Source organism: Synechococcus sp. WH 8101, assembly GCF_004209775.1.
Taxonomy (GTDB): Bacteria; Cyanobacteriota; Cyanobacteriia; order PCC-6307; family Cyanobiaceae; genus Synechococcus_C.
The window spans coordinates 2,256,266-2,280,327 of sequence record NZ_CP035914.1 but is presented as its reverse complement, the minus strand read 5'-3'; the positions used below and the strand labels follow the sequence as shown (position 1 = coordinate 2,280,327).

At 60.9% G+C, this 24,062-nt stretch carries 22 protein-coding genes; 8 read left to right on the top strand and 14 right to left on the bottom strand.

From position 1 onward, the window contains the following. Positions 1–95 precede the first annotated feature (95 nt). The 3 genes from SynWH8101_RS12165 to SynWH8101_RS12155 are packed head-to-tail and all read left to right on the top strand — an operon-like array spanning position 96 to position 4,849. Positions 96–1,172 (top strand): efflux RND transporter periplasmic adaptor subunit, encoded by a 1,077-nt coding sequence (locus SynWH8101_RS12165; RefSeq protein WP_130130523.1) that lies wholly within the window; start codon positions 96–98, stop codon positions 1,170–1,172. 9 nt (positions 1,173–1,181) lie between these two features. Next, positions 1,182–4,586, top strand: coding sequence for an efflux RND transporter permease subunit (locus SynWH8101_RS12160; RefSeq protein ID WP_130129979.1), 3,405 nt, complete (start codon positions 1,182–1,184; stop codon positions 4,584–4,586). Then, positions 4,583–4,849 carry a hypothetical protein gene (locus SynWH8101_RS12155; protein ID WP_130129978.1) on the top strand — a complete coding sequence of 89 codons (267 nt, stop codon included), beginning with the start codon at positions 4,583–4,585 and terminating at the stop codon, positions 4,847–4,849. The genes SynWH8101_RS12160 and SynWH8101_RS12155 overlap by 4 nt, the downstream gene beginning before the upstream one ends. A gap of 19 nt (positions 4,850–4,868) precedes the next feature. Here the strand turns inward: SynWH8101_RS12155 and SynWH8101_RS12150 are convergent, their stop codons facing one another. Then, a complete protein-coding gene (locus tag SynWH8101_RS12150) occupies positions 4,869–6,527 on the bottom strand; it encodes an alpha-D-glucose phosphate-specific phosphoglucomutase (RefSeq protein ID WP_130129977.1) in 1,659 nt (552 codons plus the stop codon). A gap of 112 nt (positions 6,528–6,639) precedes the next feature. Here SynWH8101_RS12150 and SynWH8101_RS12145 point away from each other — a divergent pair, with 112 nt between their 5' ends. After that, complete coding sequence (locus SynWH8101_RS12145; RefSeq protein ID WP_007101498.1) at positions 6,640–6,879, top strand: hypothetical protein; 240 nt, start codon at positions 6,640–6,642, stop codon at positions 6,877–6,879. Here the strand turns inward: SynWH8101_RS12145 and SynWH8101_RS12140 are convergent. The 5 genes from SynWH8101_RS12140 to SynWH8101_RS12115 all read right to left on the bottom strand — a co-directional run bounded on the left by SynWH8101_RS12140 (position 6,860) and on the right by SynWH8101_RS12115 (position 13,471). Further along, positions 6,860–7,267: a hypothetical protein gene (locus SynWH8101_RS12140; protein ID WP_254427966.1), complete on the bottom strand. Its 408-nt coding sequence runs from the start codon at positions 7,265–7,267 to the stop codon at positions 6,860–6,862. The genes SynWH8101_RS12145 and SynWH8101_RS12140 overlap by 20 nt on opposite strands. Positions 7,268–7,287: 20 nt before the next feature. Continuing rightward, positions 7,288–9,108 (bottom strand): sulfotransferase, encoded by a 1,821-nt coding sequence (locus tag SynWH8101_RS12135; RefSeq protein WP_130129975.1) that lies wholly within the window; start codon positions 9,106–9,108, stop codon positions 7,288–7,290. Positions 9,109–9,158: 50 nt separating this feature from the next. After that, positions 9,159–11,612, bottom strand: coding sequence for a leucine-rich repeat protein (locus SynWH8101_RS12130; protein WP_130129974.1), 2,454 nt, complete (start codon positions 11,610–11,612; stop codon positions 9,159–9,161). Beyond that, positions 11,609–12,064 carry an Ig-like domain-containing protein gene (locus SynWH8101_RS12125; protein WP_130129973.1) on the bottom strand — a complete coding sequence of 152 codons (456 nt, stop codon included), beginning with the start codon at positions 12,062–12,064 and terminating at the stop codon, positions 11,609–11,611. The genes SynWH8101_RS12130 and SynWH8101_RS12125 overlap by 4 nt, the downstream gene beginning before the upstream one ends. 246 nt (positions 12,065–12,310) lie before the next feature. After that, complete coding sequence (locus tag SynWH8101_RS12115; RefSeq protein ID WP_130129972.1) at positions 12,311–13,471, bottom strand: ELWxxDGT repeat protein; 1,161 nt, start codon at positions 13,469–13,471, stop codon at positions 12,311–12,313. A gap of 114 nt (positions 13,472–13,585) precedes the next feature. On the opposite strand from SynWH8101_RS12115, the gene SynWH8101_RS12110 reads away from it, so the two are divergent. Beyond that, complete coding sequence (locus SynWH8101_RS12110) at positions 13,586–14,665, top strand: sensor histidine kinase (RefSeq protein ID WP_130129971.1); 1,080 nt, start codon at positions 13,586–13,588, stop codon at positions 14,663–14,665. A 34-nt stretch (positions 14,666–14,699) separates the two neighbouring features. Beyond that, the gene (locus tag SynWH8101_RS12105; RefSeq protein WP_254427965.1) at positions 14,700–15,374 is read left to right on the top strand and encodes a LytTR family DNA-binding domain-containing protein; all 675 of its coding nucleotides are present in this window, start codon (positions 14,700–14,702) and stop codon (positions 15,372–15,374) included. A 37-nt stretch (positions 15,375–15,411) separates the two neighbouring features. Here SynWH8101_RS12105 and SynWH8101_RS12100 read toward each other — a convergent pair whose 3' ends face one another. The 8 genes from SynWH8101_RS12100 to SynWH8101_RS12065 all read right to left on the bottom strand — a co-directional run bounded on the left by SynWH8101_RS12100 (position 15,412) and on the right by SynWH8101_RS12065 (position 21,999). Beyond that, the gene (locus tag SynWH8101_RS12100) at positions 15,412–16,806 is read right to left on the bottom strand and encodes a phosphatidylserine/phosphatidylglycerophosphate/cardiolipin synthase family protein (RefSeq protein WP_254427964.1); all 1,395 of its coding nucleotides are present in this window, start codon (positions 16,804–16,806) and stop codon (positions 15,412–15,414) included. An 89-nt stretch (positions 16,807–16,895) separates the two neighbouring features. Beyond that, complete coding sequence (locus tag SynWH8101_RS12095; protein WP_007101512.1) at positions 16,896–17,081, bottom strand: hypothetical protein; 186 nt, start codon at positions 17,079–17,081, stop codon at positions 16,896–16,898. 10 nt (positions 17,082–17,091) lie between these two features. Then, entirely contained in the window at positions 17,092–18,162 is a 1,071-nt protein-coding gene (locus SynWH8101_RS12090) for a DUF4912 domain-containing protein (RefSeq protein WP_130129969.1), read from the bottom strand. 161 nt (positions 18,163–18,323) lie between these two features. Continuing rightward, complete coding sequence (locus tag SynWH8101_RS12085) at positions 18,324–19,085, bottom strand: phycobilisome rod-core linker polypeptide (RefSeq protein WP_130129968.1); 762 nt, start codon at positions 19,083–19,085, stop codon at positions 18,324–18,326. 114 nt (positions 19,086–19,199) lie between these two features. Beyond that, on the bottom strand, positions 19,200–19,820 hold the full coding sequence (locus SynWH8101_RS12080; protein ID WP_130129967.1) for a phycobiliprotein lyase: 621 nt from the start codon (positions 19,818–19,820) through the stop codon (positions 19,200–19,202). Positions 19,821–19,849: 29 nt separating this feature from the next. Next, the gene (locus tag SynWH8101_RS12075; RefSeq protein WP_130129966.1) at positions 19,850–20,224 is read right to left on the bottom strand and encodes a hypothetical protein; all 375 of its coding nucleotides are present in this window, start codon (positions 20,222–20,224) and stop codon (positions 19,850–19,852) included. Continuing rightward, positions 20,217–20,858, bottom strand: a complete 642-nt coding sequence (gene sufR, locus SynWH8101_RS12070) for an iron-sulfur cluster biosynthesis transcriptional regulator SufR (RefSeq protein ID WP_130129965.1) — start codon at positions 20,856–20,858, stop codon at positions 20,217–20,219. The genes SynWH8101_RS12075 and sufR overlap by 8 nt, the downstream gene beginning before the upstream one ends. A 67-nt stretch (positions 20,859–20,925) precedes the next feature. Beyond that, positions 20,926–21,999, bottom strand: coding sequence for a class I fructose-bisphosphate aldolase (locus SynWH8101_RS12065; RefSeq protein ID WP_130129964.1), 1,074 nt, complete (start codon positions 21,997–21,999; stop codon positions 20,926–20,928). Between the two features lie 234 nt (positions 22,000–22,233). On the opposite strand from SynWH8101_RS12065, the gene SynWH8101_RS12060 reads away from it, so the two are divergent. Together SynWH8101_RS12060 and sufB are read left to right on the top strand one after the other, a co-directional pair. Continuing rightward, positions 22,234–22,593: a ferredoxin-thioredoxin reductase catalytic domain-containing protein gene (locus tag SynWH8101_RS12060; protein WP_007101519.1), complete on the top strand. Its 360-nt coding sequence runs from the start codon at positions 22,234–22,236 to the stop codon at positions 22,591–22,593. 5 nt (positions 22,594–22,598) lie between these two features. Beyond that, on the top strand, positions 22,599–24,041 hold the full coding sequence (gene sufB / locus SynWH8101_RS12055; protein WP_130129963.1) for a Fe-S cluster assembly protein SufB: 1,443 nt from the start codon (positions 22,599–22,601) through the stop codon (positions 24,039–24,041). Positions 24,042–24,062 lie beyond the last annotated feature (21 nt).

Genomic DNA, 24,062 nt, shown 5'->3' with positions numbered 1-24,062 from the left:
ATTCTCGCCCGGGCAAGAGCACCAGCACCGCGCATGCCTTCCATAATCAGTCCCATCTGCAGCCGCCCGTGATTCTTCTGCGACGTCTGGCATCGATGGCGGCTCTGGGCGTCAGCCTTGCGGCCTGTGGCAAGGCGACGCCGTCACGGGCGCCTGTGGCGGTGGAGGTGGCTCCTGTGACCGAGGCTCGCTTCACCGACGACATCGACACCGTCAGCACCCTCGAGGCGAAGGAGCTGGTGCAGCTGGCGGCCCAGGCTTCTGGCCGGATTCTGGAGCTGAAAATCTCCCAGGGTGATGCGGTGGCCCCCGGTCAGTTGCTGGTGGTGCTCGATCAGACCCAGATCCGCGCCGAACTGGCCAACCTCCAGGCGCAGGCGCAGAAGGACAAACTCAACTGGGAGCGCTACGAGTTCCTCGTGCCGCAGGGGGCCGCCTCCGCCAAAGAGCGCGATGAATTCAAAGCGCAGTACGTGGCTTCCCGGGAAGCGGTGATCGCCAAGGAAGCCGATCTCTCCTACAGCAACCTGCGCTCACCGGTGCGGGGCATCGTGGCCGATGTGCAGGTGAAGGTGGGGGATGTGATCCGCTCCGGTGATCCCTTTACCCAATTGATCAAGAACAACCAGCTGGAGGCCCGGGTGGAGGTGCCCTCCACCTATTCCGACCGGATTCAGCTGGGCCTTCCGGTGGTGCTGAGCATGCCCGGATCGAACAAGGTGCTCGCCCAGAGCACGGTCACGTCGGTGGATCCGACCATTGCCGCTGGCACCCAGGCTCTGCTGGTGAAGGCCGTGTTTCCCAACCCCGATGGCGTGCTGCGCAACGGCCAACGGCTGCGCACCCGGGTTCAGCTTGATGCCCGTCAGCTGCCGTCGGTGCCTTTTGCTGCGGTCACCCAATCGTCGGGGCAGAGTTTTGTGTATCGGGTGGGCAGCTTCAAGCAGCTGGAAGCGCAGCCTGGCAAGGCGGATCTGAGCCGGATCCGCAAGGGCATCGAGATGGGCAAGATCCCTGCGGGCACCCGTTTTGCCCTGCAGACGCCGGTGACCCTTGGGTCACTGCAGAACAACCGTTATCCCGTGGTCAAGGGCCTGGCGTTGGGTGACAAGGTGATCACCACCAATTTGCTCAGCCTTCGGCATGGCATGCCGATTCAGGTCAAGAACTGACGGCCTGGCATGTCTGCTTCCAACAACTTCATCACCAGGCCTGTTCTCACCACGGTCTGCAGCATCCTGATTGTGATCGTGGGTCTGATTGCGATCCCGATCCTGCCGATTGAAAACCTCCCCGATATTGCTCCCCCCACCGTCAAGGTGCGGGCCAATTACACGGGTGCCGATGCGGTGTCGGTGGAAGAAGGCGTCACCAGCGTGCTCGAGCAGCAGATCAATGGTGTGGAGAATATGGACTACATCAAGTCCAACAGTTCATCCGATGGGGTGAGCGCCATTGATGTGGCCTTTGCCAGCGGCACCGATGGCGATATTAACCAGGTGAATGTGCAGAATCGGGTTTCCCTGGCGGAGCCCCAGCTGCCGGAGGAGGTGCGAAAAGCCGGGGTCACGGTGAATAAGGCCTCCAACTCGATCCTTCTGGTTTACAACTTCGTCAGCGAAGATCCAGACAAGATTTTTTACAGCGCGGAAACGATCAGCGGTCTGCTCGATCTCAACCTCACCGATGCGATCAAGCGGGTCAAAGGGGTGGGTGATCTCACCTATTTCGGCAATCGCAAGCTCGCCTTCCGCCTCTGGCTCGACCCCGACAAGCTCACCGCTTTCGGTCTCACCTCCTCCGAGGTGGTGAATCAGGTGAGCAGCCAGAATCGTCTGGTGCCTGCCGGTCAGGTGGGTGGTGAACCCTCACCGCAGGGTCAGGAGTTCACCTTCACCGTGCAGCTGCAGGGCCGGCTGCGCAGCGTGGAGGAATTCGAAGCCATGATTGTGCGCACCGTCGAGGACGGCGGTCTGGTGCGTTTGCGCGACGTGGGCGCGGTGCAACTGGGCGGTGAATCGTATGCCGTGAGCGCCACCGACCTTCAGGGTGTGCCCTCGGTGGGGCTGGCTGTGTATCAGCTCTCGGGGAGTAACGCCCTTGAGGTGTCGGATGGGGTGAAGCAGGTGTTGGCTGACTTTGAAGCCACCATGCCCGTGGGCCTAAAGATGGAAAAGATCTACGACAACACCGATTTCATTAGCGCCTCGATTCAGGGGGTGGTGAATTCCCTTCGGGATGCCGTGGTTCTTGTGGTTCTTATTTTGTTCCTGTTCCTGCAGAACTGGAAGGCCACTCTGGTGCCGGGAATCGCGATTCCGGTGGCACTGATCGGCACCTTCGGCCTGGTGCTGGCCTTCGGCTTCTCTCTGAATCAACTCACCCTGTTCGGGCTGGTGCTTGCCACCGGCTTGGTGGTGGATGACGCCATCACCGTGATTGAAGACACCTCGTCGAAACGCGCGGAAGGCCTCTCCGCCCTGGAGGCGGCCAAAGCGACGATGGATGAACTGTTCTCCGCTGTGATTGCCACATCGCTCGTGAAATTCGCCGTGTTTCTGCCCGTGCTGTTTTTCCCCGGCGCCACCGGCACGATTTACAAGCAATTTGCAGCCACGGTGATCTTTTCGATCGCCATTTCCACATTCAATGCCCTCACCTTCTCGCCGATGCTCTCCGCCCTGCTGCTGGCGCGGGAGTCGAAGGATCCCGGGCGTCGGGCTTACGCCATCGCCGGCACGCTGATCGGTTTTGTGTATGGACTGCTGGTGGTGGGGGGCGGTGCGGCCATGGTGTTGGTGCCCACCGTGGTGGGTGCTCTGGTGGGTCTGGTGCTCGCCCGCCTGATCGACCGCCCCTGTGCGCTTCCCTTCACGCTCGGTGGTGCCATCAGCGGCCTGGCGCTGGTGGGGGTGAGTCGTTGGTTCCCGGTGCTGTTCTTCCCTGCCCTCGGCCTCAGCCTCGGCTGGTTCACCCCGGTGATTTTCGCCAACTTCAACCGTCTCTACGCGGTGATGGAGCGTCGCTATGCCGCTGCCCTGGGCTGGGCCCTGAGCCGGCGCCGTCTGGTGATGAGCCTGCTCGCTGCCGGCATCCTCTGCACCGCTGTGGCCTTCCGCATCATTCCCGGTGGCTTCGTGCCGATCGAAGACCAGGGCTATGCCATCGGTGTGGTGCAGGCGCCGGAGGGTGTGTCCACCCAGGTGACCGAGGCGATCAATGATCAGGTTGCTGCTGTGTTGCGCACGGAGAAGGACATCACCGCCGCCTCCGTGTTCAGCGGCGCCAGCCTCGATGGCAACAGCCCCAACAAAGGGCTGTTTTTCTTCGGCACCAAGAATTGGTCGGATCGCCGCGAGCGGGATCAGAACGTGGCGGCGATTGTTGAGCGCTTGAATCGCAAGTTGGCTGCAGCCATTGATGGCGCCCGGGTGTTTGTGGTGGAACCGCCGGCGATTCCCGGCTACGGCACCGGCGGCGGCTTTGAGTTTCAGCTGCTCGACCAGAGCGGTGGTGCCTACAACCTCGGCGAGTTCTTTGGCACAGCCGGCCAGTTGATCCAGGCGGGCAACAGTGATCCGGATCTGGATCGGGTTTACACCCTGTTTGCGCCCGAGTCACCCCAGATCGCCATCGATGTGGACCGGGATCGGATGGCGGCTCTCGGCGTTGATTTCGGCGCCGCCATGCAGACCTTCAGCGTCAATTTTGGTGGTCTGTATGTGAACGACACCTTCCAGGAGGGCAAGGTGCGACGCGTGTACGTGCAGGCCGGCGCGGAAAGCCGGGCCACGCCCGACAAGCTCACGGCTCTGTATGTGAAAGATCAGCAGGGTGATCAGATTCCCCTCTCCGAATTCTTCACGGTGAAGGAAACGGTGGGTCCCACGGTGGTGCCCCGCTTCAATCTCTATCGCTCGATCAAGATCGAGGGCACTCCGGCGCCGGGCAAGAGTTCTGGTCAGGCGATCAATGCCATGAAGGCCATCTTCGCCCGGCTGGATCCCCAGGGCTTGAGCTTCGATTGGACCGGCATTTCCCGGGAGGAGGTCAAGGCCGGGGCTCTGGCGGTGGTGATCTTCGCCCTCGGTGTGTTGGCGGTGTATCTCGTGCTCGCGGCCCAGTACGAGAGCTATTCCGATCCGTTGATCATCCTGATGACCGTGCCGACGGCCATGCTCGGTGCCCTGATTTTTCTGGCCTTGCGCGGCGAAGTGCTCAATGTGTATGCCCAGGTGGGGCTGGTGATGTTGATCGGCCTGGCGGCAGGCAACGGCATCCTGATCGTGGATCTGGCCAACCAACGCATGCTCGCCGGTGCCTCGGCGCTGGAAGCGGCAAGGTTTGCTGCGAGCTCCCGCTTGCGCCCGATCCTGATGACGGCGATCTCCTCGCTGTTTGGCTTTCTTCCCTTGGTGTTTGCCAGTGGGGCAGGCGCCCGCAGTCAAACGTCTCTGGGGGCGGTGGTGTTTGGCGGCCTGTTGGTGGCCACGGTGCTCTCGTTGTTTGTGGTGCCGGTCTTCTACGTGGTGGTGAAGACGTTGCTCCCCACCGACAGCGCTGCAGCTGAGGAGCAACCGTCATGAAACCGGCTGCATTTCAAGGCTTCAAGGTGCTCTGGGCCGCTCTGATCGGAGCGGCAATCGGTGTTGTGTTGGCGTTGTTTCTCGATGCATTCCTGCGCAACACCCCCGCCGATCTCTCCCCCGGCCGGGTGCGGTACCTCTATGGGGTGGTGGTGGCCTCAGCTGCTCTGTTCGGTGCTGCGATTGAAAGCATGCGGCAGCTCCAGGAAGGGAGCCCGGAAGCGGAGTATCACCGCTCCAGGCGCCGCCCCCACCGCCGCTGACCCTGCTTGATCAAGCTGTTCAGGTGATCACCGTGGGACGGTCCATGCCGGTGCGGGCCCGGATCTCGGCGAGCTGATTGATCGCTTCGATCATGTCGGCTAGGGCCACCTGGGGATCCTGGTGCAGATCGCCGCTGCTGGGCACGTAGCTCTCCAGATACACCCGGATCGTTGCGCCCTTGGTGCCGGTGCCGGAGAGGCGCACCACCACGCGACTGCCGTCATCGAGCAGGATGCGCAGGCCCTGGCCCGTGGTCACGGATCTATCCACCGGGTCGGTGTAGCTGAAGTTGTCAGCCGCCTGAATGCGGCGACCGGCGAAGTCCTGGCCACGGAGACCCGGCAACATGGCCTCGAGCCGGTCATAAAGGCCATGGGCGGCGTCGCTAGCCACGGCTTCATAGTCGTGGCGGGAGTAGTAGTGCCGGCCGAAGCGGGCCCAGTGCGCCGCCATGATTTCGGCCACGCTGCAGCGGCGCTCCGCCAGGATCTGCAGCCAGAAGAGCACAGCCCAGAGGCCATCTTTCTCGCGCACGTGGTTGCTGCCGGTGCCGAAGCTCTCCTCGCCGCAGAGGGTGATCCGGCCCGCATCGAGCAGGTTGCCGAAGAATTTCCAACCGGTGGGTGTCTCGTAGCAATCGATGCCCAGCTCCTTGGCCACCACATCCACGGCGGCGCTGGTGGGCATGGAGCGGGCCACACCGGCTAGGCCGGCGGCATAGGCCGGGGCGACCGTGGCATTGGCGGTGAGCACAGCAAGGCTGTCGCTGGGGTTCACGAAACAGTGCTGACCCAGGATCATGTTGCGATCGCCATCGCCATCGCAGGCGGCACCGAAGCGGTAAGCCTCACCGTTGAGTAGTAGATCGGCGAGCTCGTGGGCGTAGGTGAGATTGGGATCGGGGTGACCACCTCCGAAATCTTCCAGCGGAACGCCGTTGCGCACGCTGCCGGCGGGAGCACCGAGCAGCTCCTCGAACAGGCGCGTGGCGTAGGGGCCGGTGACGGCGTGCATCGCGTCGAAGGCCAGGGGGAAATCGCTGCGGATCAGATCACGGATGCGATCGAAATCAAACAGCTGCTGCATCAGCGCCACGAAGTCATCAACGCCGTCGATCACCTCTACCGTCATGGCGCCGATGGCGTGGCGTCCGGGAGCTTCGAGGGGAATCGGCGCAGCATCCACGATCGAATACTGCTCCAGGGTTGTGGTGCAGGCGAACACCGCATCGGTGAAGGCGGCCGGGGTGGGGCCACCATTGGCGCCATTCACTTTCACGCCGAAATCGCCGTCGGGGCCACCGGGGTTGTGGCTGGCGGAGAGGATGATGCCGCCGATCGCCTGCCGCTGGCGGATCAGATTGGAGGCGGCCGGGGTGGAGAGGATGCCACCGGTGGTGAGGATCACCTGGCTGAGGCCATGGGCCGCGCCCATGCGCAGAATTACGTCGATGGCGCGGCGGTTGCCGTAACGCCCATCGCCGCCCACCACCAGCGTCCCCCCCTGCACGCCGGGGAGGGTGCGGAACACCGCTTCCACGAAGCTTTCCAGATAGTGGGGTTGTTCAAACTGCTGGCTGCTTTTCCGCAGCCCCGAGGTTCCCGGTTTCTGATCCGTGAAGGGCGCGTCGAGCCGCACCTGGCGCTGGGTGGGTTCCGCCGGGGCTGAGGTGGTCATCAAACGCGCCGCATCGTTACCGGGAACCTAAACATGATCCGGCGCTGGGGTCGTGTTGGGCGCAACCAGTTGTCGTAGCTACCTTGCCGGTGGCAGGCCCGCTCCCCACGCCATGAAGATCGACCATCCCAACGCGGCTCCCTTGAGCGACGAGCAGCTGCTGGTGCTGCAGAGCGTCAAGCAGCGCCTCGACGCGATGGTGTCGAGCCATGGCCTCACGCCCGAGGATGTGCAGGAGTTGGTGCGCGAGATCAAGAACCATCCCCTGATCAGCACGCAGCTGATGGCGGAGATCCAGGCGGAAGTGACTCGGCTGATGCCCGGTCAGCGCTTCACGTTTGACTGGGATTGAGGCTGCCGGGCTTCGGTGCTGAAGGTTTCGGCTTCACTGGATCAGCGCAAACCACGGTGAGCCGGCGGGCCGGCTTGTCGATCGCATCGCGTCGTTGAAAGCTGTTGCTCGCTGCCGGTTTGGCGACCTGGAGCAGCTCCCACACCGCGTCTTTGCAGGCGGCGGGAAGGCGGGGGTGATCCATCAGTGGATCGGCGAGGGCGCGGGTGCGTTCGCAGGGCTCAGCGGTGTTCTCTCTGGAGCAGTCGAAGGCCTTCAGCTGAATGGTGCGTAGTTCGTCTTTGCTGGGAAACGGCACATACTCCACGTTCACCAGCTCCATCGCCGCCAGCGCCTGGGGGGCGACCAGCAACAGGCCGATCAGCAGGGATGGCGCGCGCAGCTGCAACGGGTGTTTTGCAATCCGCCTCATTCAAACCCATAACCCCAGTGATCGAGCCAGGCGGCGAGGAAGCGGTCACAGGGTTCCAAGTGATGGCGGTAACGACGCCATTTATTGATGGCGCTGCTGTAGAGCGGTTGCACCACCTGGGCAGCGGATGGGGTGTTGATCAGGTCCCGTTCTCTGGCGGTGCGTTGAAAGGCGAGCAGCCGCTCGTCCCAGGGCAGGTTGAGGCGGTCGAGAACGGGTTGGATCGTCGCTGCTAGGTCGGCGATCAGATCCTCGTAGCGGATCACCTGCACCGCCGGATCGAGTTGACGTTGCACGTGCAGCCAGGACGCCATCACCAGGTCGTAGAAGCGGGCCGCCTCGGGAAGGGAGCGCAGGTGCAGCATGGCGTCGTTGGCGGCGAAGGTCTGTTGCAGGCAGGAGAGCACCGTGTCGCGCGGGTTGCGGATCGCCAGCAGAAAGGTGGCGTCGGGGAACACGGCCTGGATCAGGGGCACGGCGCAGATGTGCAGCGGCAGTTTGTCGATTAGCACCGGCCGTGAGGTGTCCCAGAAGGGGGCCATGCATTGCCAATAGAGCTGCTGCAGTTCCTGCACGTCGTGGTGGTCCAGGCGGGCGAATTGGTCGATCGACCAACCCCGTGTCTCCTGCAGGTGGATTTCCAGAGCGGCGATCCCCGGCTTCTCCTCCGCCACATCGATGGCGGGATGGGAGCGCAGGATGGTGTCGAGCAGGGTGGTGCCGGAGCGGGGGAAGCCCATCAGAAACACCGGTGGCCGGCGCTGAGTCTCCCGGCCCGGATCCACGGCGGCTGCGGCTTGGCCTGGGGCGAGGCGACGCTGGGCGAGTTGCTCGGCGAGCTGGCGGTAGGCGGCGATGCGCCGGGGTTGGGCTTCCGGATCGAGAGGCGCGTAGGCCGGATCCTGCTGGGCCGCCAGGAACGCCTCCATGGCGGCATCGACGTGGCCGCTGTGATCGTCCAGCCAGGCGCGAGTGTTCCAGTGGCGGATCCGGGCGGTGGGCGGCAGGGCGGTGATCGCGTCGCTGTTGAGCCGTTCGCTGAGGGCTCGGGCGTCGGAGAACTGCTGGCGTTGCAGGGCCAGGGCTGCTGCATACACCTGCGCGACTGGATCGTTGACGCCCTGAGCTCTGCTGTTGAGCAGCTGCTCCAAGGTGTTGGATTGGCGCGTCACGGTGAAATGCTCCAGGCTTGCTGCCACCACCGCGGCCGATGCATGGGGCTCTGTGGCGCAGCGGTAGAAGTTCTGATCGGCGGCCTGGATGTGCCGGGCTTCCCGCTGGGCGCTGGCGAGGACCAGCCGGATGTCGGTTGCTTCTGGCGCCTGGGCGAGCACCTGCTGCAGCGTGTCGATCGCGGCATCGGGATGGCCGGCCTGCAGCTGAGACCAACCCAGCCCTTGCAGCACCCGGAGATTGCCGGGCCGGAGCCGGAGGCTGCGCGCGAAGCAGGGAATCGCCGCCTCGTGATCGCCGCGGCTTTGCAGGCAGAAGCCGAGGTTGGTGAGGGCGATCGCGAAATCGGGCCGGAGCTTTAAGGCCTGCTGCAAGGAGTGGATCGCCGCGTCGGTACGGCCCAGCTCCTGCTGGGCGGCGCCAAGGTTGCCCAGGGCGAGGGCGTTGCCAGGGTTCAGCTGCAGCGCTTGTTGCAGGCTGGTGATCGCCTCTTGGTGGCGCCCGCTGGCGTGTTGGATGGCGCCGAGCAGGGCCAGGGCCGCGGCGGTGTCGGCACCGCTGGCGAGCACCTCACGGCAGAGCGCCTCCGCCTGGGCCCATTCGCCACGCTGGGCGTGCTGGCTGGCGCGCTGGAGAACGTTCAAGGCAACGGGAGGGGCGTTGATGCAGTATCCCGAAGCCGCGCGTGGATCGCTCAGGCCACGGCGGCTTGATCGCTGCGGGTCAACCCGGAGATGTTGAAGCCGATGATGTGATCATCGAAATCAAGATCACCACCGCCGAGTTGGTCTTCCAGGCCAAAGAGATTGGTGCCGAGCGAGCGGAAGTGGGAGAGGCCATCGGCATTGGCTTCAGAGAAGGCAAAGAAGGTGTGGCCGTTCACTTGGGCAAAGGGCGCGAACGTGCCGCTGTCTTGCAAGCTGAAGTCTGTCGATGTCGATTGACCATCGGCAACGGAGAGGTTGCTAAATGTCGCGACCTGATTGGCGTCGCGCAGGGCCGCGGCGGCGTACCCGGCATCTCCCGGTGTGAGCAGTGTCCCATCAGCAGAAAGCACACTGCCATCGATGTCGAGCACCCGGTAAAAGCCGGTGATGGTGTCTTCTTCTGCTTCGCGGGCTTGAACGATGGCTCCGGTGATTGTGTCGGTTTCGCTGAATGCGGTGAAATCGAGCAGGGGAGCCACAGTTTGCTCCTGGGCGATCAGAGCGCTGAGGCTCTGATCACCTTCCAGGAGCGATAGGGAAAAGGCGATGCTGTTGTTGTATCCACCTCCGCCACCGATGGAGGCTGTTCCAGTGATGGCATCAACTTCAGCCTCAAGAAAGGAGAAGCGTGCATCCTCCAAACTGGTGAGCTCGCTAAGGCTGTGGTCAGTGATGGCAAAGAAGCGTACGCTCTGGCCATTGCGGAGCAGAAACTCTCTTTCGAAGCGCATGGAGTCGTTAAGAACGACATCGTTGGATTTGAGGCTGCTGAAGAGAGTTCTGGCACGCTCTTTGAACGTGTTGATGTCTCCTACGATGGACGGGTCTTCGCCTTCATTGAGGATGACATAACCAACGGTGGTGGCCTGTCTGCTGCGAGTTGTGAGTGACGCTTGAAGTGCCAGCGCGGCTGGTGCGGTATTGCTCGGATCGCCAACTTTGAGAAAACGATTGGTCTGTTCGGTGATGGATGGCGTGAGGTCCACGATGCCTGGCATGGAGGGATCCACGATCACCCCATTGACGATGCCGTCTTTGTCTCCGAAGCCGCCATCAACGAGGCCGAGAGAAAGAAAGTCGGCGCTATTATCGTCATCGGTATCATAAAAGCGGGCGCCTGCATTGCGAAGCGGGTCGTAGGAGAGGTCGGAGATCACGCCGGCACCGTCGATGCCGAAATACACAGGTCGGCGGCTCTTGATGCGTCGCCCTAAACCATCAGACAGCGAAAGGTCGCCTAGCAGGGGCGCGAGGGGGAGATTGGCTTTGGTGCGTTTGGTGCGTTGGAAGGATTTGGTTAGGGGATTGTATCGAAATACGGAAGGAAGGGGGATCTCGAAATCAATCGAATAGACGGGAGTTTGCACGCCCAGATCCACAACTTTTTCTGCAAACTCTTCTGGCATCACAATGGCTTCCGTCGCGACTCTTACTGCGAGCTTGGCCACTCCGTCTGGGAGCGACACCACAATGGGTTGCTCAACCTCAGCGTTCGTCGTGCTTTCGGTAGTCAATGCTACTGATGGTGAGCTGTTTGAGACAAAGTCGACATCCTCAGCGCCATTGATGGCACCAGCAGTGCCGTTGCCGTTGCTGAGCGCAGTGACGACCTGGTTTGCGGAATCAACGGTTGCTATGAACCCCTGTCCATCGGTGTAGGTGATGGCGACCTTGTAAGTGCCAGCACCATCATCTGGAACGGTATAGGTGGAGTTGGTCCCTCCTGTGATGGCGTTGTTGTTTTTGTACCACTGGTAGGCAGTGACAGTGCCATTGCCGTCAGGATCACCTGTGATGGCACCAGCAGTGAGGGTGACGCCTTCTTGAAAGACGCCTGCATTAGAAGAAGTGATGGCACCAGCAGTGCCGTTGCCGTTGCTGAGCGCAGTGACGACCTGGTTTGCGGAATCAACGGTTGCTATGAACCCCTGTCCATCGGTGTAGGTGATGGCGACCTTGTAAGTGCCAGCACCATCATCTGGAACGGTATAGGTGGAGTTGGTCCCTCCTGTGATGGCGTTGTTGTTTTTGTACCACTGGTAGGCAGTGACAGTGCCATTGCCGTCAGGATCACCTGTGATGGCACCAGCAGTGCCGTTGCCGCTATTAACTACCTGGTAAATTATGCTGACCCTATTATCAAATGGATTGCCGCCAGGAAATTTGACGCCATTGGGGATAGTGACACTCGTTAGCTGGTTACCGTAAAACGCACGTTTGTCAATAGATGTAACGCCATTGCCGATTGTGACGCTTTTTAAACCACTATTTCTAAAAGCTTCGTAGCCAATAGATGTGATGCTGTCGGGGATGGTGACACTTTTTAAATTCTTGTTTAGAAACGCCCTTGTATCAATTGAAGTATAATTATTGGGGATGACTACGCTTGATCCTTGCGATTTTTTCAGAGAAGTTGCGTCAGTGGAAGTAAGTATTGTCATTTATTTAGAGCGAAGGATCCATAGCCGTTGTTGCCAGGGGTAGCGGGAACATCCGCGAAGGAAGGCGAATCACCACCATCGACATCGGCGATGGAGAGACTTCCAGTGGCGGTATTGGTGCCGGATTCTTCTGTGACGGAGCCAGTGAAAGAGCCAGAGACGACGGGAGCATCGTCAATGGGATAAATTTTTAATGATATGACTTGGATTGTTATTCCGCCGAGGTTATCAGTGATGGTGACTGTGAAAGAATCTTTGCCATTGAAGTTGTCATTTGGCGTGTAGGTCCAAGCGCCGGTTGCGGGATCGATGGACGTGGTGCCGTTGACTGGAGTGTCGGCAGAGGCAATCGAGAAAACGGTGCCATCGGTCAGACCCTCTAGATCGGTGGCTTTAAGCGTTCCAGTAATGGTGGAGTCTTCATCATCGAAGCCTGAGAAGCCCTTGGTCACGGCTGCGGGATTCTCTAAAATGTATAGTTGATCGCGATTAACGTCTGCATTCCAAGAGTTAAAGAAAAGCCTAGTCCCAACTGCCTCTAGATTGCTGACATCGGTGAAGTCGGAGCTTGTGTTGCTGTCCTCGACAATGGTTGTTCCTTCTTCGGTCCCATCAGTTTTCCAAAGTGCACTGCGAGCGGAATCAGTGCTAGCTCTGAAAAATAATGTTGATTCGGCTATAGTGAACGAAGATGGAGTTTAGCTTGAAGATCCCAGCCTGATATATTTGAGGAGGTTCGTGTCTTTCGGTGTGCCATCGGATGTCCAGAGTTCGAAGCCGTTTGAACCATCATTGGCTCTAAAGTAAAGAGTTGACCCAAAAGCGGCCAGGCTGTTAGGGCTTGAAGAAAGGGATCCCGGCCTGATGTCTTTAACAAGTATTGTTCCAGCTTCGGTGCCATCTGATTTCCAGAGTTCGGTGCCCTTCAGTCCATCATCAGCCGTAAAGTAAATATCCGAGCCAATTGATGTTAGGTTCGACATGTTCGAGTGTGCTGAGCCTGGTCTGATATCTTTGACAAGTATTGTTCCGGCTTCGGTGCCATCTGATTTCCAGAGTTCACCGGCATAGGTGCTATTTTCGGCGACAAAATAAAGCGTTGAACCGTTGGCCGTAAACCGACCAGGATAAGATCCATTCTTTATTCCATATGATTCACCTGGTGCAATGTCTTTGACAATTCCCGTATTTCCAGATTCGCTATCATGCTTCCAAAGTTCTAATCCCAACTCGTCGGTATAGTTCGCAAAATAGAGCTCTGATCCAACCGCTTTAAGCTCGTTCGTGGGCCTAGGACTATTTGGTGAACCTGCTATTCCTGCTTTAATCAGTGCTGTACCGCTGCTGCTGCCGTCGGTTTTCCAAAGTTCGCCTAGATTATCTTCGTCATAAGTTGTGAAGTAGAGAGTTGAATCAATTACTGCAAATCCCTTTGGATCCGCGAAAGTTCTCGAGTTATCGTCTTCAGCGACAACAGTGCCGCTATCTGTGCCATCTGACTTCCAGAGCTTGTTGCCATTGCCATCATTCGCAGCAAAGTAAACAGTTGAGCCAATGGCTGTTAAATGAGACGGATTCGATGCATTACTCCCTGGATTAATATCCTTAACTCGGACAGTGCCCTCCGGTGTGCCATCTGATTTCCAGAGTTCTGTATCGTTCGGATTTTCGCTGTTTGCTCCGCTGAAAAATAGGCTGCCATTGACGGCAGTGTGCTCGCCAGTATTAACGATTGAATTATCATCATTGTCGACTAATTGAATGACGTTGCTCACTTGAGAGGCTTGGGTTAATGCAATTAATCTATTATCCTGATTTTTAATTCTTTTTGGGGTTCTTGTGTTCCAAGTCGGCTCCATGTTGTTCCGAATCCGTCCTGATCGTCAAATGGTCGATCCGCTGGACTCTTGCTTTTTTAATTAGGCAGCTGGTTGTGCTTGAGTGCCCATGGTTCGCCCGGGTGATCTTGTTCCATGCTTGCCCCCTCATCGACTGCTCTGAAAGGCTTGGCTCAACGGTTGCAGCGCTACTGGTTCCTTGGGTTCAATCTGGCGTTTTGGCTTGTCACTTTGGTGGCATTCACTGCCTTTTTGCAATCAGTCCGCCCTGGCATTGTTCCCCCAGCCTGGTTTGTTGCAGCCCGGTTGATCTGTGGCATTTTGTTTTGTAGTTGGGTGCACGGCAGGGTTGAGGCGCGACCCGGTTTGAAGGCGTGGCGACGCTTCATCGTCGTGCTGGGCTTGTGCGCCGTGTTTGCAATTATTTTTTCTCTCGCTCTTCAGTGCGTTTTATGGGCTGCTGATTCGACGGTGCGACCATATTTCTGGCATGGGTTTTTCTTTTATCTCCTTTCGATGGCAATGCGTCTGCTGATGTGGGCGAATGTCTATTCGTTTCTGCTTGCGATTCGAGATTTAAGGCGTAGCGAGCTCCTTCGTTTTGAGCAGGAGCGGAGTGCTTTGAGAATGCAGTTGCGGTCGCTAAATGAGGCGTTTCAGCCGCATTTTCTGATGAATGGTTTGAATGCCATCGTTGCTTGTCGGCACGATCCCAATCGGGTGTTAGATGCAGCAACGGGGCTGGCTGATTATCTCCGTTATGCCACCGAGCGAGGCGACGCCCTTGAGCCTTTGCATCGTCAGTTGCATGCCATGGAGAGTTATCTCACTGTGCAAGATCTGCGTTTTGGTGATGCTCTGTCGTATCGGCAGGACGTGGATGCTGAGCTGCTGTCCATCCAGCTACCGCGATATTTGCTCCAACCCTTGGTGGAGAACGCGTTCAAATATGGCAGTTCTGTCGATGATCAGGCCTTGCAGGTGTCTGTGGCGTGTCGTCGGCAGGGTGATCAGATGTTGTTGCAAGTGAGGAACAGTGGCTCCTGGCAGGGCTCTGGTTGTGGTGGGTATGGATTGGAGTTCATCCGTCGTCAGCTGCAGCTGCACTACGGCGATGCCGCACAACTCACGGCTTCCAGCGAGAATGGCCTCGTCACGGTGACGCTTTCACTTCCCATTCAAGGCGGTGCAACCACTCCACGCTCTTTTGGTTGATGATGAACCCTCTGCTCTGGAGCATCTTGAGGCGATGCTTCGCGCTATGCCTTCGCAGACGGTGAAGGTGAAGGTGAAGGTGCAGGCCAGGGCGCGTTCGTTGGACCGGGCTATCCAGGCCGTTCACTCTCACCGGCCTGATCTGGTGTTCCTCGATCTGCAGCTGGGTTCCGACCACGGTTCAGCCTTACTTCCATTACTGCCGGCCAGCTGCGCCGTGGTGATCACCACCGCTTACAGCGATTTTGCCGTTTCCGCTTTTGATGCCGGCGTGCGTGATTACCTTTTGAAGCCGATCCGCCCAGAACGCTTGGCGCGTTGCCTCGAGCGTTTGCAGGCGCCGCCAGCACTCACGCCAAATACCCCTGTCGATAGCGGATTCTGGCTGGAGTCTACATTCTCGGAAGGGAAGGACTTTGTGCCTTTTGATGAGGTGCTCTGGGTGGCGGGCATGCGTGTGCAGACCCATCTCCAGCTTCAGGATCGCGATCCCATCGTGTTGAGGCGACCCATCCGCGAATGGGAAGCCCTGTTGCCAGCCGACAGATTCCAACGCTTGGATCGCTCCACGATCATTCAATTCCGCCGTTTGAAATCCTTTGAGCGGGTGTCGCGCTCGCTGCATCTGCTCCACTTTCATAGCTTCGAGCAAACCCTGGCCATTGGTGCCACCGCCTACCGGCGACTGAGAGAGTTGTTGGCCGAGTGATCCGCTGCCGAGGCGGGTCATCGCAGGGTCACCACCCTCACTGCCGCTGCTCGCTGCTGCCGCATCGCACTTGTTGCCGTTCCAGCTTGCGGCGCATCCGAGCCGTGATGCCCAGCTCGGCGCCCCGCCACATGCGATCGATCTCTCGGCTGAAATGCGCGGCCAGTTGGGGTGAGTGGATCACCATCAGGGTTTCATCGTTCTGATGGGCCGCTGAGGGGCTCCAATTGAAGCTGCCTGTGATCACGGTTGTGCCATCGATCACGGCGAGCTTGTGGTGCAGTTTGTCGCCGCGGGCCAGTCGGGGAGTGCCGACTTCCTGCAGTGGCGTTTCGAACGGTTGGTTGCCGGCCTCCAGCTTGCAGAAGCGATCCGGTAAGGCCACGCCGAGTAGGTCGAGCACCTCCGAAAAGGAGCGGCTGGCGAAGCCTGGATCCGCCAACAGGCGCACCTCCACCCCATCCCGCACCCGCTCCTGCAGCACATCCGCCAACTCCTGAGCTGAAAACACAAACAGGGCCATGGCAATGCTCCGTTGCGCTGCCGCCAGTTGCTCTCCGATCAGCCGCAGGCCGTGGTGGGGATTGGCTTTGGCGTGGGGGGCGAAGAGCACCTCAATCCGGGTGTCGCCCACTGGCACCGTCTCTACACCGCCGCTGTCTTTGCCGCGCCCGAAGCGGCTGTCCTGACGACCGCCGGGGCCATCACCCCACATCCGAGCGAACTCCGCCGCAAACACCGCCGCCAGTTCCGGGCTTGCGATCTGCAGCAGATGGTTCACGTTGCCGCGCGTGCTGGCGGCACCCGCATCGCCATGCATCCCCGAGCTGGTGAAGTTGGCGCTGCCGGTCACCACCAGGCGCCGGTCGATCACCACAAATTTGTGGTGCATCAGGCCGCTGCCCTTGCTGCCATCTTCGGTGTCATCGATCAGGGGCACACCGGCCCGCGTCAGGATCGCCACCGCATCGCCGTTGTGGCGTTCTTCGGCGCTGAGCACACCGTCGTGGTTGCGATCGGCCAGCGCTTCGAGCTGCGCCAGTCGATGCCGGCCATGGGGTGCCAGATCCGCTCGATGCAGGTCGCTCCAGGGGGTGCTGTAGGTGTTTTCCAGAATCACCTGCACCCGCACGCCCCGCTTTTGGGCTCGCACCAGGGCGCTGGCAATCTCAGGCAGCGCCAGCTCCTGCACCGCCATCAGGATCTCCGAGCGGGCGGTCTCCACCGCCTCGATTACCAGCTGCTCCAGGTTGTCTCCGTTGCGCCATTGGCCCGTGAGCGGGCTGCGGTAGCGGGCGCCATCGCGATGGTTAAAGGCCACGTTGATCCCGGGCGGAAGCGGTGGTTCCGGCAGTGCATGGCCCAGCAGCTGCCCCGGCTGACTGCAGCTGGCTGTGAGCAGGGCCAAGCCCACCGCGCTGAGGCCTCCCATCAGCTTCCTATTCAGCCATCCCATGCAAGCCAGCGCGCGCTACAGGAAGGATTCCCCTGACTGCCGGTGCTCCTTGGCTGGAGTGAAGCTCAGTGGGGCATCTCAGCGGTGCGCAACATCGCCACGAACCAGAGGCTGCTCAGCACCAGCGCCACGGCCACACCTGCGCCGATGCCGACCCGGGCCATGGTGAGTGGCACCACGATGGGGAAAGCCATCGCCCCCGCCAGGGGGGTGATGGCCACGAACCAGCGCAGGGCTGTGGTGGAGTTCATGCCCACCGCGTCAGAACCACTCGGCTTTGGCTTCGCTGGCGGGGTTGCTGTTGTCTTCCGGGGTGACGCGCTCAAAGTTGAGGGTGATGTTGCGCTTCTGCTCACCATCGGCCGCGGTGGCTTCGATCGCATACACCTGCTCGCCATCACGGAAGGGCACCTGGATGCGGAAGGTGCCGTCGCTGGACAGCGGCACGTCTTCACCGCCGATGGTCAGACGGGCCGAGGGATCGGTGGCGCCATAAACAATTAGTTCCGCATCGGCCACGAGCCAGAAGGCACGCTGACGCGGGGCGACGCCTCCCAGACCGGATTCGTTGCGGCCGCTGGCCCACAGGCCGGCGCCGGATGCGTTGAGTCCGTACTGATCGGCTTCGTTGCGGTCGCGCTCGTGCAGCACCTCGGAACCGACGCGACGGCTGCGGAAGTGGGTTGTGGCGCTCTGGTAGAGACGCTCGTGCAGGCCGCTGTCGCTCGGCTCGATCGGTGCCACCGGCAACGGCTCGGCCACCGGGGTGGCATCGAGGCTGAAGGGCACGAACTGATCAAGAATCTGATCGCTGGGGTGCAGAGCGGGCACCCGGGCCACCGAGGAGAAGGCGAGGGAGATCCAGCTGCTGCCCTGGCGGTAGCCAAGCTCGACGCGGTAATCGCGATCGCAGAGAGGAACTGGCAGGTACCACTCGGTGCTGTGGCTGTCGACCGGCACTTCCTGCAGAGTGTGGGGATGGGCGCTGCCGTCCTGAATGCCCGTCACATCGGCGAGGCGTAGGCTCAAATGGGCGGCACCGTCGCTCTGGGCGCGTCGGCGGTCGGTGTCGGAAATCTCCCAGAACACATAGGCCCACTGGGGATCCCGGGGCAGGAACACCACCCGGGTGTTCGACTCCGGCTTGGAGGGAGCGTGCAGTTCGGCTTCGATCGCTTTGAGGTCACCGCCGCGACGCTCCTGCTTTTCGGCAATGGCCGACACCAGGTCTTCCTTGCTCTTGCGGCTGTAGAGGGTCACCCCGAGATCGCTCGCCATCTGGCGCAGTTGACGCAGCGTTAGTCGGGCGAGGGAGGAGAGAGCTTGCGTCACGGAGAGAATCTCCAGGTTTCTTTGGGATCAGTTTGCGGCAAAGATCAGGATTGCGATCACCGCATTCCCTTGCGGTCAGCATCTTCTGACCACCTGGCCTGGGGCGCTGACATCAAAAAAAGCGGGGGCCTCGGCCCCCGCAGATGCACTGTTCGCGCTGATCAGCGGCCGACACTGCGGTAAGGAACCTTGGCCATGTAGTCGATGCCGGCCGAGGAGGCAGCGGCTGAGCTGGTCCGCATGGCGGGGAGGCTGCGCACCCAGGACATGTAGTCCTCGGGGTAACCGCCGCGGCGTTGGGCCGCACGGGCGGGCAGCGACTTGGCCGTGCCGGTGTAAACGATCTGGGGGAAGCCGAGGATGCCGCGGTAGTAGGCGTCGTAACGGGGCGAGGTGATGTTGAAGGGGGTTTCACCCACCTCACGGGAGCCCACCACCCGGTTGCGGTGATAAGGCACGGTGTCGTAACCGAAGGCCTCCATGTATTCCTCACTGTTGAGGATGTCGTCGACCATGCCGCGCACGCCCCGGGTCATTAGCACGGCTGACCAGGCGATCTCCTCCGACTGGCCATGGGTGGTGCGGCCGAGAAGCTTCTCCACCAGGTGGCGAGCCACCTTGTAGTTGCTGTTGAGGTTGTAGAAGCTGCGGTTGAAGGTGTCCGACAGGCAGAGGGAGCGGATGAAGTCACGCACGGTGATCTGCCCGGTGCGCAGCTGGGATTCCAGCGTCCGATCCCGATCCACTTTGAAGGCGTGGAAGAAGATCTGGCGGTAGGCGGCCTCGATCACGAAATTCTGATCTTCCCGGTCCATGGCCTTGTCCATGGACGCGGCCTTGGGATCCTCGTCCGAACCCACGCGATAGGCCTCCACGCGGGAGTTCTGCGTTGTGGGCGCGTACTTCAGAAGGGGAAGGGCCACGCGAGCTACAGCAACCGTCGTTGGCGATCGTAGAAGTAGGGCTTCGGGAGGCTCTGGCTGGAGCGCGCAGCACTCACAGTCCGTAATAGTCGTCGCCGCGGCGACAGGTTGGGCTCACCAGCCCAGGGGTGAGAGCGCTGCCGGCGTCGTGGTCGTTGCTTCTCTCCCAGCAGCTTCATCGGCGCGCGTCTTGGCCGGGTGGCTGTCGCTGACGCGCAGCTCCAGGCAGAAAGAGGCGTTGTTGGAGAGCCCCTCCACCGTGCTCGAACGCAGGCGCACATCCGGGCCGGCAAAGCTGAAGCGCTCCCACACGCTCATCGTTTCGTAGTCGGTGCTCAACAGCAGGCCGTCCAGCTCGTCCATCCAGAAGCGGGAGGTGGCCGGGGCTTTCTCCGCGTAGCCCAGATCCCTGAGCAACACACCGGAGCGTCCATCAACCCCGTCGGGGATCAGGCCGATCACGCTTTCGCCGTCGTGGGCCTCACCCTCCTGATCCCAGGCCATCGAGGCGCTCCAGCGCACCCGGCTGCCACCCACCAGTCGGTCGGGATCCTGCCCTTGTTGTGCCGCCATGGTGCGAAGGCGGGGATCATCGGCGCTGAGGTCTTCCACCACGATCAGCGATCCGCCCGCTTCGGCGCGGCGATGGAGCAGGTGATGCACGCTGCGCTGGGAGCGCCAGCGGCCACTGCTCCGCTGAAAGAAGCTGAGGGCGTCGGGGATGACGAGGGTCATGGAGCGTCGCGGACGGGCGTCTCGGCCATTCAGGATGATTGCAGCCGGTGGAGGCGTTGCGCTTCGGCGATCAGATCCTCCAGGGTCAGCTCGAGGGGTGTGCACTGACGCTGCTCCGCCAGTTGCTCGAGTTGACGGGCGGCGCTGGCGAACTGCTTGAGCAGCAGCTGCGCGAAGCCGGGATCACCCAGCAGGGGCGGTTGGCGTTGGATCCAGGTCTGCTGTTGCTGCGCCGAGGGCAGCGGCCCCCGTGGCGTGGCGCCGGCCATGTCTTGAAAACTGGCGAGGCAATGGGCGATCAGCCGCAGGTGATGGCGCTCCCGCATCGGAAGCTGGGTGGCATCGATTCGGGCGATCGCGTCGCTATCGAGAGGACTGCTCGACCCTGCGGGCGCATCAGCCATGGTGCGGACTGATGCGGAAACCGCAGGAATGGCCCTTTTCCAGGCGCCAGTGCACCCGTTCCACACGGCAGTCGGGGAAGGTGTGGCGGATCAGCTGGAGCTCCTGGTCACACACCGCCGGATATTCCTCGGCGATGCGCTGCACGGAGCAGTGGAATTCGCTCAGCAACCAGCCCTTGCTGTCGGGATCGTGGCTGAGCTCGGTGACGTAGCCCTCCTGGCGCCGCAGGTCTGCGAGGGCTGCAATGCGGTCTTGCAGCGGACCGGAACCGACCCGCTGCCGGTAACGACTCGCCTTCTCGAGCGCCTGCTGGCTAAGCAGTGACGCCATGGCTTCCGGCGAGAGGGTGGCCGCCATGGAATTGAGCAGACCGAGGGCGAAGTGTTCGCTGCCGTCGGGGAAATGCTGCCGGCCGCGGCTGGTGAGGCACCAGAGGTTGGAGGGGCGACCCGGGCCCACCGGCATTGGTTTCGACTCCACCAGGCCGTCGTCCTCCAGGCTGCGCAGGTGGCGGCGCATCGCCTGCACCGAAATCCCAAGCTGCTCGGCAAGATCGGCCGCACTCATCTCACCCTGCCGCAACAGCAGGGTGAGGGTGGTTTCACGGGTGGGAGCCTGAGCGTGTGCGCCCATGGGTTAAACGTCGTGCTCACACGATGCCACGCCAGTTCGGCGGTTGACGGGTCCGGCCATGGCGCGATCAGGCGATGGTGACCTCGGGGCTCAGATACACGTCCTGCACCGCCTGGATCAGGCTGACACCTTCGCCACGCGGTTTCTGGAAGGCCTTGCGGCCCATGATCAGACCGCTGCCGCCGGCGCGCTTGTTGATCACGGCGGTGCGGATCGCTTCATGCAGGTCATCGCTGCCGGAAGCGCCGCCACTGTTGATCAGCCCGATCCGGCCGGCATAACAATTGAGCACTTGGTAGCGGCAGAGATCCACCGGGTTGTCGCTGCAGAGCTCGCTGTAGATCCGATCGTCGGTCATGCCGAACGACTGGCCCAGGGCCTTGGCGACGGCCGGGTAGCCGCCGTTATTGGCGGGCAGTTTCTGTTTGATGATGTCGGCGCCGATGGTGACGCCCAGATGCACCGCCTGGCCGGTGAGGTCAGCCGAGAGGTGGTAGTCCGCCTCAGGCTGTTTGAAGATCGGATTGCGCAGGTAACACCAGAGCACCGTGGCCAGGCCCCGGTCGTGGGCATGCTCGAACAGGGCGGCGATCTGCTGCAGCTCCCGGTTGCAGTCGTCGCTGCCGAAATAGATGGTGGCACCCACGGCCACGGCGCCCATGTCCCAGGCCTGGTCGACGGAGGCGAACAGGATCTGCTCGTGAACGTTCGGAGCCGTGAGCAGCTGGTTGTGGTTCAGCTTCACCATGAAGGGAATGCGATGGGCCCAGCGCCGCGCCACCGAACCCAGCACCCCCAGCGTGGAACAGACGGCGTTGCAGCCTGCCTCCACGGCCAGCTCCACAATCGCTTCGCTGTCGAAGTAGTCGGGATTCGGAGCGAAGGAGTGGGCGGCGGAATGCTCGATGCCCTGATCCACCGGCAGGATCGAGAGGTAGCCGGTGTTGGCCAGGCGGCCACTGCCATAGAGCTGCTGCAGGCTGCGCAGCACCTGGGGGCTGCGATCGGAGAGGGCGAAGCGATCGACGACCTCGGGTCCGGGAAGATGGAGGCGCTTCTGGTCGACCTTGGCGGGAGCCTGCAGGATCAGCTCGGCCTCGGGGCCGAGCCACTCCGCAGCGGACCGGTTAGCGATAGCCATGGGGGCAGTCTTGGACGTTCACGCCGAAACCTAGAAACGGGCTTCGTGTCCGTCAGTGCGCAGACGACATCCGATCCCTTGGCGGCAGCAGGTGAGAATGGCCCGAGCCGTCGGTGGACGGACCTTTGCCCTAGGCTCCAGAAACGAAACACGAATGTTTCGTATTTGTTGGCTGGTAGGTCGTCTCCACCGTTTTGGTTCTGCCCCTGCCATCCGCATTCCCGTTCGAGCCTCATGACCGACCCGTCCGCTGGAAACCCGGAGCCCACGGCCGAAAGCCTTGAGGTGATCCGGAAATTCGCCGAAACCTACGCCCAGCGCACTGGCACCTACTTCTGCAGCGACCCCGGTGTGACCGCTGTGGTGCTCAAGGGGCTTGCCCGGCACAAGGACGAACTTGGTGGTGCCCTTTGCCCTTGTCGTCACTACGAAGACAAGGAGGCGGAGGTGTCGCAGGCCTTCTGGAACTGCCCCTGTGTGCCGATGCGGGAACGCAAAGAGTGCCACTGCATGCTCTTCCTCACCGAAGACAATCCTTTCCGCGGTGATGCCCAGACCATCAGCACCGAGGAGATCCACGCTTCCGCGGGATAATCACCATGACCAGTGTCTCCACTCGCGATCTCGTCAGTCAGCCGTATAAATACGGTTTTGTCACTGATATTGCCACTGACAAGATCGCTAAGGGCCTTAGTGAAGATGTGGTGCGCCTCATCTCGGCCAAGAAAGGCGAGCCGGAGTTTTTGCTCGATTTCCGGCTCAAGGCCTATCGCCACTGGCTGACCCTGGAAGAGCCCGACTGGGCGGCACTGGGATATCCGGCGATCGACTATCAAGACATCGTCTATTACGCGGCTCCGAAGCAGCCTCAGGAGAAGAAGGCCAGCCTCGATGAAGTGGATCCAAAGCTTCTTGAAACCTTCGAGAAGCTCGGCATTCCTCTCAATGAGCAAAAGCGCCTCAGTAATGTGGCCGTGGATGCCGTGTTCGACAGTGTGTCGATCGCCACTACTTACAAAGAGAAACTTGCGGAGCACGGTGTTGTGTTCTGTTCCTTTGCCGAAGCCGTGAAGGAGCATCCGGAGTTGATTGCGCGTTATCTGGGCACTGTGGTGTCCAGTAACGACAACTATTTTGCGGCGCTCAATTCCGCTGTCTTCAGTGACGGATCCTTTGTGTTCATCCCGAAGGGCGTGGAGTGCCCCATGGAACTCTCCACCTATTTTCGGATCAATTCCGGCGATACCGGTCAGTTCGAGCGCACCCTGATCGTGGCTGAAGAAGGTGCATCGGTGAGTTACCTCGAGGGTTGCACCGCGCCGATGTTCGACACCAACCAACTGCATGCGGCTGTGGTGGAGCTTGTCGCCCTCGATGACGCCTCCATCAAATATTCAACTGTTCAAAACTGGTATGCCGGGGATGAGAACGGGGTGGGTGGTATCTACAACTTCGTGACCAAGCGTGGACAATGTCGAGGTGCACGCAGTCGCATCAGTTGGACCCAGGTGGAAACCGGATCAGCCATTACCTGGAAATACCCCAGTTGTGTGCTGCAGGGTGCCGACTCCGTTGGTGAGTTTTACTCCGTGGCGCTCACCAATAACTGCCAGCAAGCGGATACCGGCACCAAGATGGTGCATGTGGGGCCACGCACGCGCTCCACAATCGTGAGCAAAGGCATCAGTGCTGGTCGTTCCAGCAACAGCTATCGCGGTCTGGTGCAGATGGCCCCTTCGGCTAAGGGGGCTCGCAATTACAGTCAGTGCGATTCGATGTTGATCGGCGACCAGGCGGCAGCCAACACCTATCCCTACATTCGTTCGCAGCAGCCCCAGGCGGCGATTGAGCACGAGGCCAGCACCTGCAGAATTTCAGAAGACCAGCTGTTTTATCTGCAGAGTCGCGGCATTGGCTTTGAAGAAGCCGTGTCGATGATGGTGAGTGGCTTCTGCCGCGATGTGTTCAATCAGCTGCCGATGGAATTCGCCGCTGAGGCCGACAAACTGCTCGCTCTCAAGCTCGAGGGTTCGGTGGGTTGAGGCTCGGCCTGAAACCACCTG

Excerpts from the sequence above, each read along its gene's own strand:
- SynWH8101_RS12095 (WP_007101512.1), bottom strand. The coding sequence starts at position 17,081 with ATGAACTCCACCACAGCCCTGCGCTGGTTCGTGGCCATCACCCCCCTG.
- SynWH8101_RS12150 (WP_130129977.1), bottom strand. The coding sequence starts at position 6,527 with ATGACCACCTCAGCCCCGGCGGAACCCACCCAGCGCCAGGTGCGGCTC.
- sufR (WP_130129965.1), bottom strand. The coding sequence starts at position 20,858 with ATGGGCGCACACGCTCAGGCTCCCACCCGTGAAACCACCCTCACCCTG.
- SynWH8101_RS12115 (WP_130129972.1), bottom strand. The coding sequence starts at position 13,471 with ATGGAGCCGACTTGGAACACAAGAACCCCAAAAAGAATTAAAAATCAG.
- SynWH8101_RS12060 (WP_007101519.1), top strand. The coding sequence starts at position 22,234 with ATGACCGACCCGTCCGCTGGAAACCCGGAGCCCACGGCCGAAAGCCTT.
- SynWH8101_RS12145 (WP_007101498.1), top strand. The coding sequence starts at position 6,640 with ATGAAGATCGACCATCCCAACGCGGCTCCCTTGAGCGACGAGCAGCTG.
- SynWH8101_RS12160 (WP_130129979.1), top strand. The coding sequence starts at position 1,182 with ATGTCTGCTTCCAACAACTTCATCACCAGGCCTGTTCTCACCACGGTC.
- SynWH8101_RS12105 (WP_254427965.1), top strand. The coding sequence starts at position 14,700 with ATGCTTCGCGCTATGCCTTCGCAGACGGTGAAGGTGAAGGTGAAGGTG.
- sufB (WP_130129963.1), top strand. The coding sequence starts at position 22,599 with ATGACCAGTGTCTCCACTCGCGATCTCGTCAGTCAGCCGTATAAATAC.
- SynWH8101_RS12165 (WP_130130523.1), top strand. The coding sequence starts at position 96 with ATGGCGGCTCTGGGCGTCAGCCTTGCGGCCTGTGGCAAGGCGACGCCG.
- SynWH8101_RS12075 (WP_130129966.1), bottom strand. The coding sequence starts at position 20,224 with ATGGCTGATGCGCCCGCAGGGTCGAGCAGTCCTCTCGATAGCGACGCG.
- SynWH8101_RS12065 (WP_130129964.1), bottom strand. The coding sequence starts at position 21,999 with ATGGCTATCGCTAACCGGTCCGCTGCGGAGTGGCTCGGCCCCGAGGCC.
- SynWH8101_RS12080 (WP_130129967.1), bottom strand. The coding sequence starts at position 19,820 with ATGACCCTCGTCATCCCCGACGCCCTCAGCTTCTTTCAGCGGAGCAGT.
- SynWH8101_RS12100 (WP_254427964.1), bottom strand. The coding sequence starts at position 16,806 with ATGGGAGGCCTCAGCGCGGTGGGCTTGGCCCTGCTCACAGCCAGCTGC.
- SynWH8101_RS12155 (WP_130129978.1), top strand. The coding sequence starts at position 4,583 with ATGAAACCGGCTGCATTTCAAGGCTTCAAGGTGCTCTGGGCCGCTCTG.
- SynWH8101_RS12110 (WP_130129971.1), top strand. The coding sequence starts at position 13,586 with ATGCTTGCCCCCTCATCGACTGCTCTGAAAGGCTTGGCTCAACGGTTG.
- SynWH8101_RS12130 (WP_130129974.1), bottom strand. The coding sequence starts at position 11,612 with ATGACAATACTTACTTCCACTGACGCAACTTCTCTGAAAAAATCGCAA.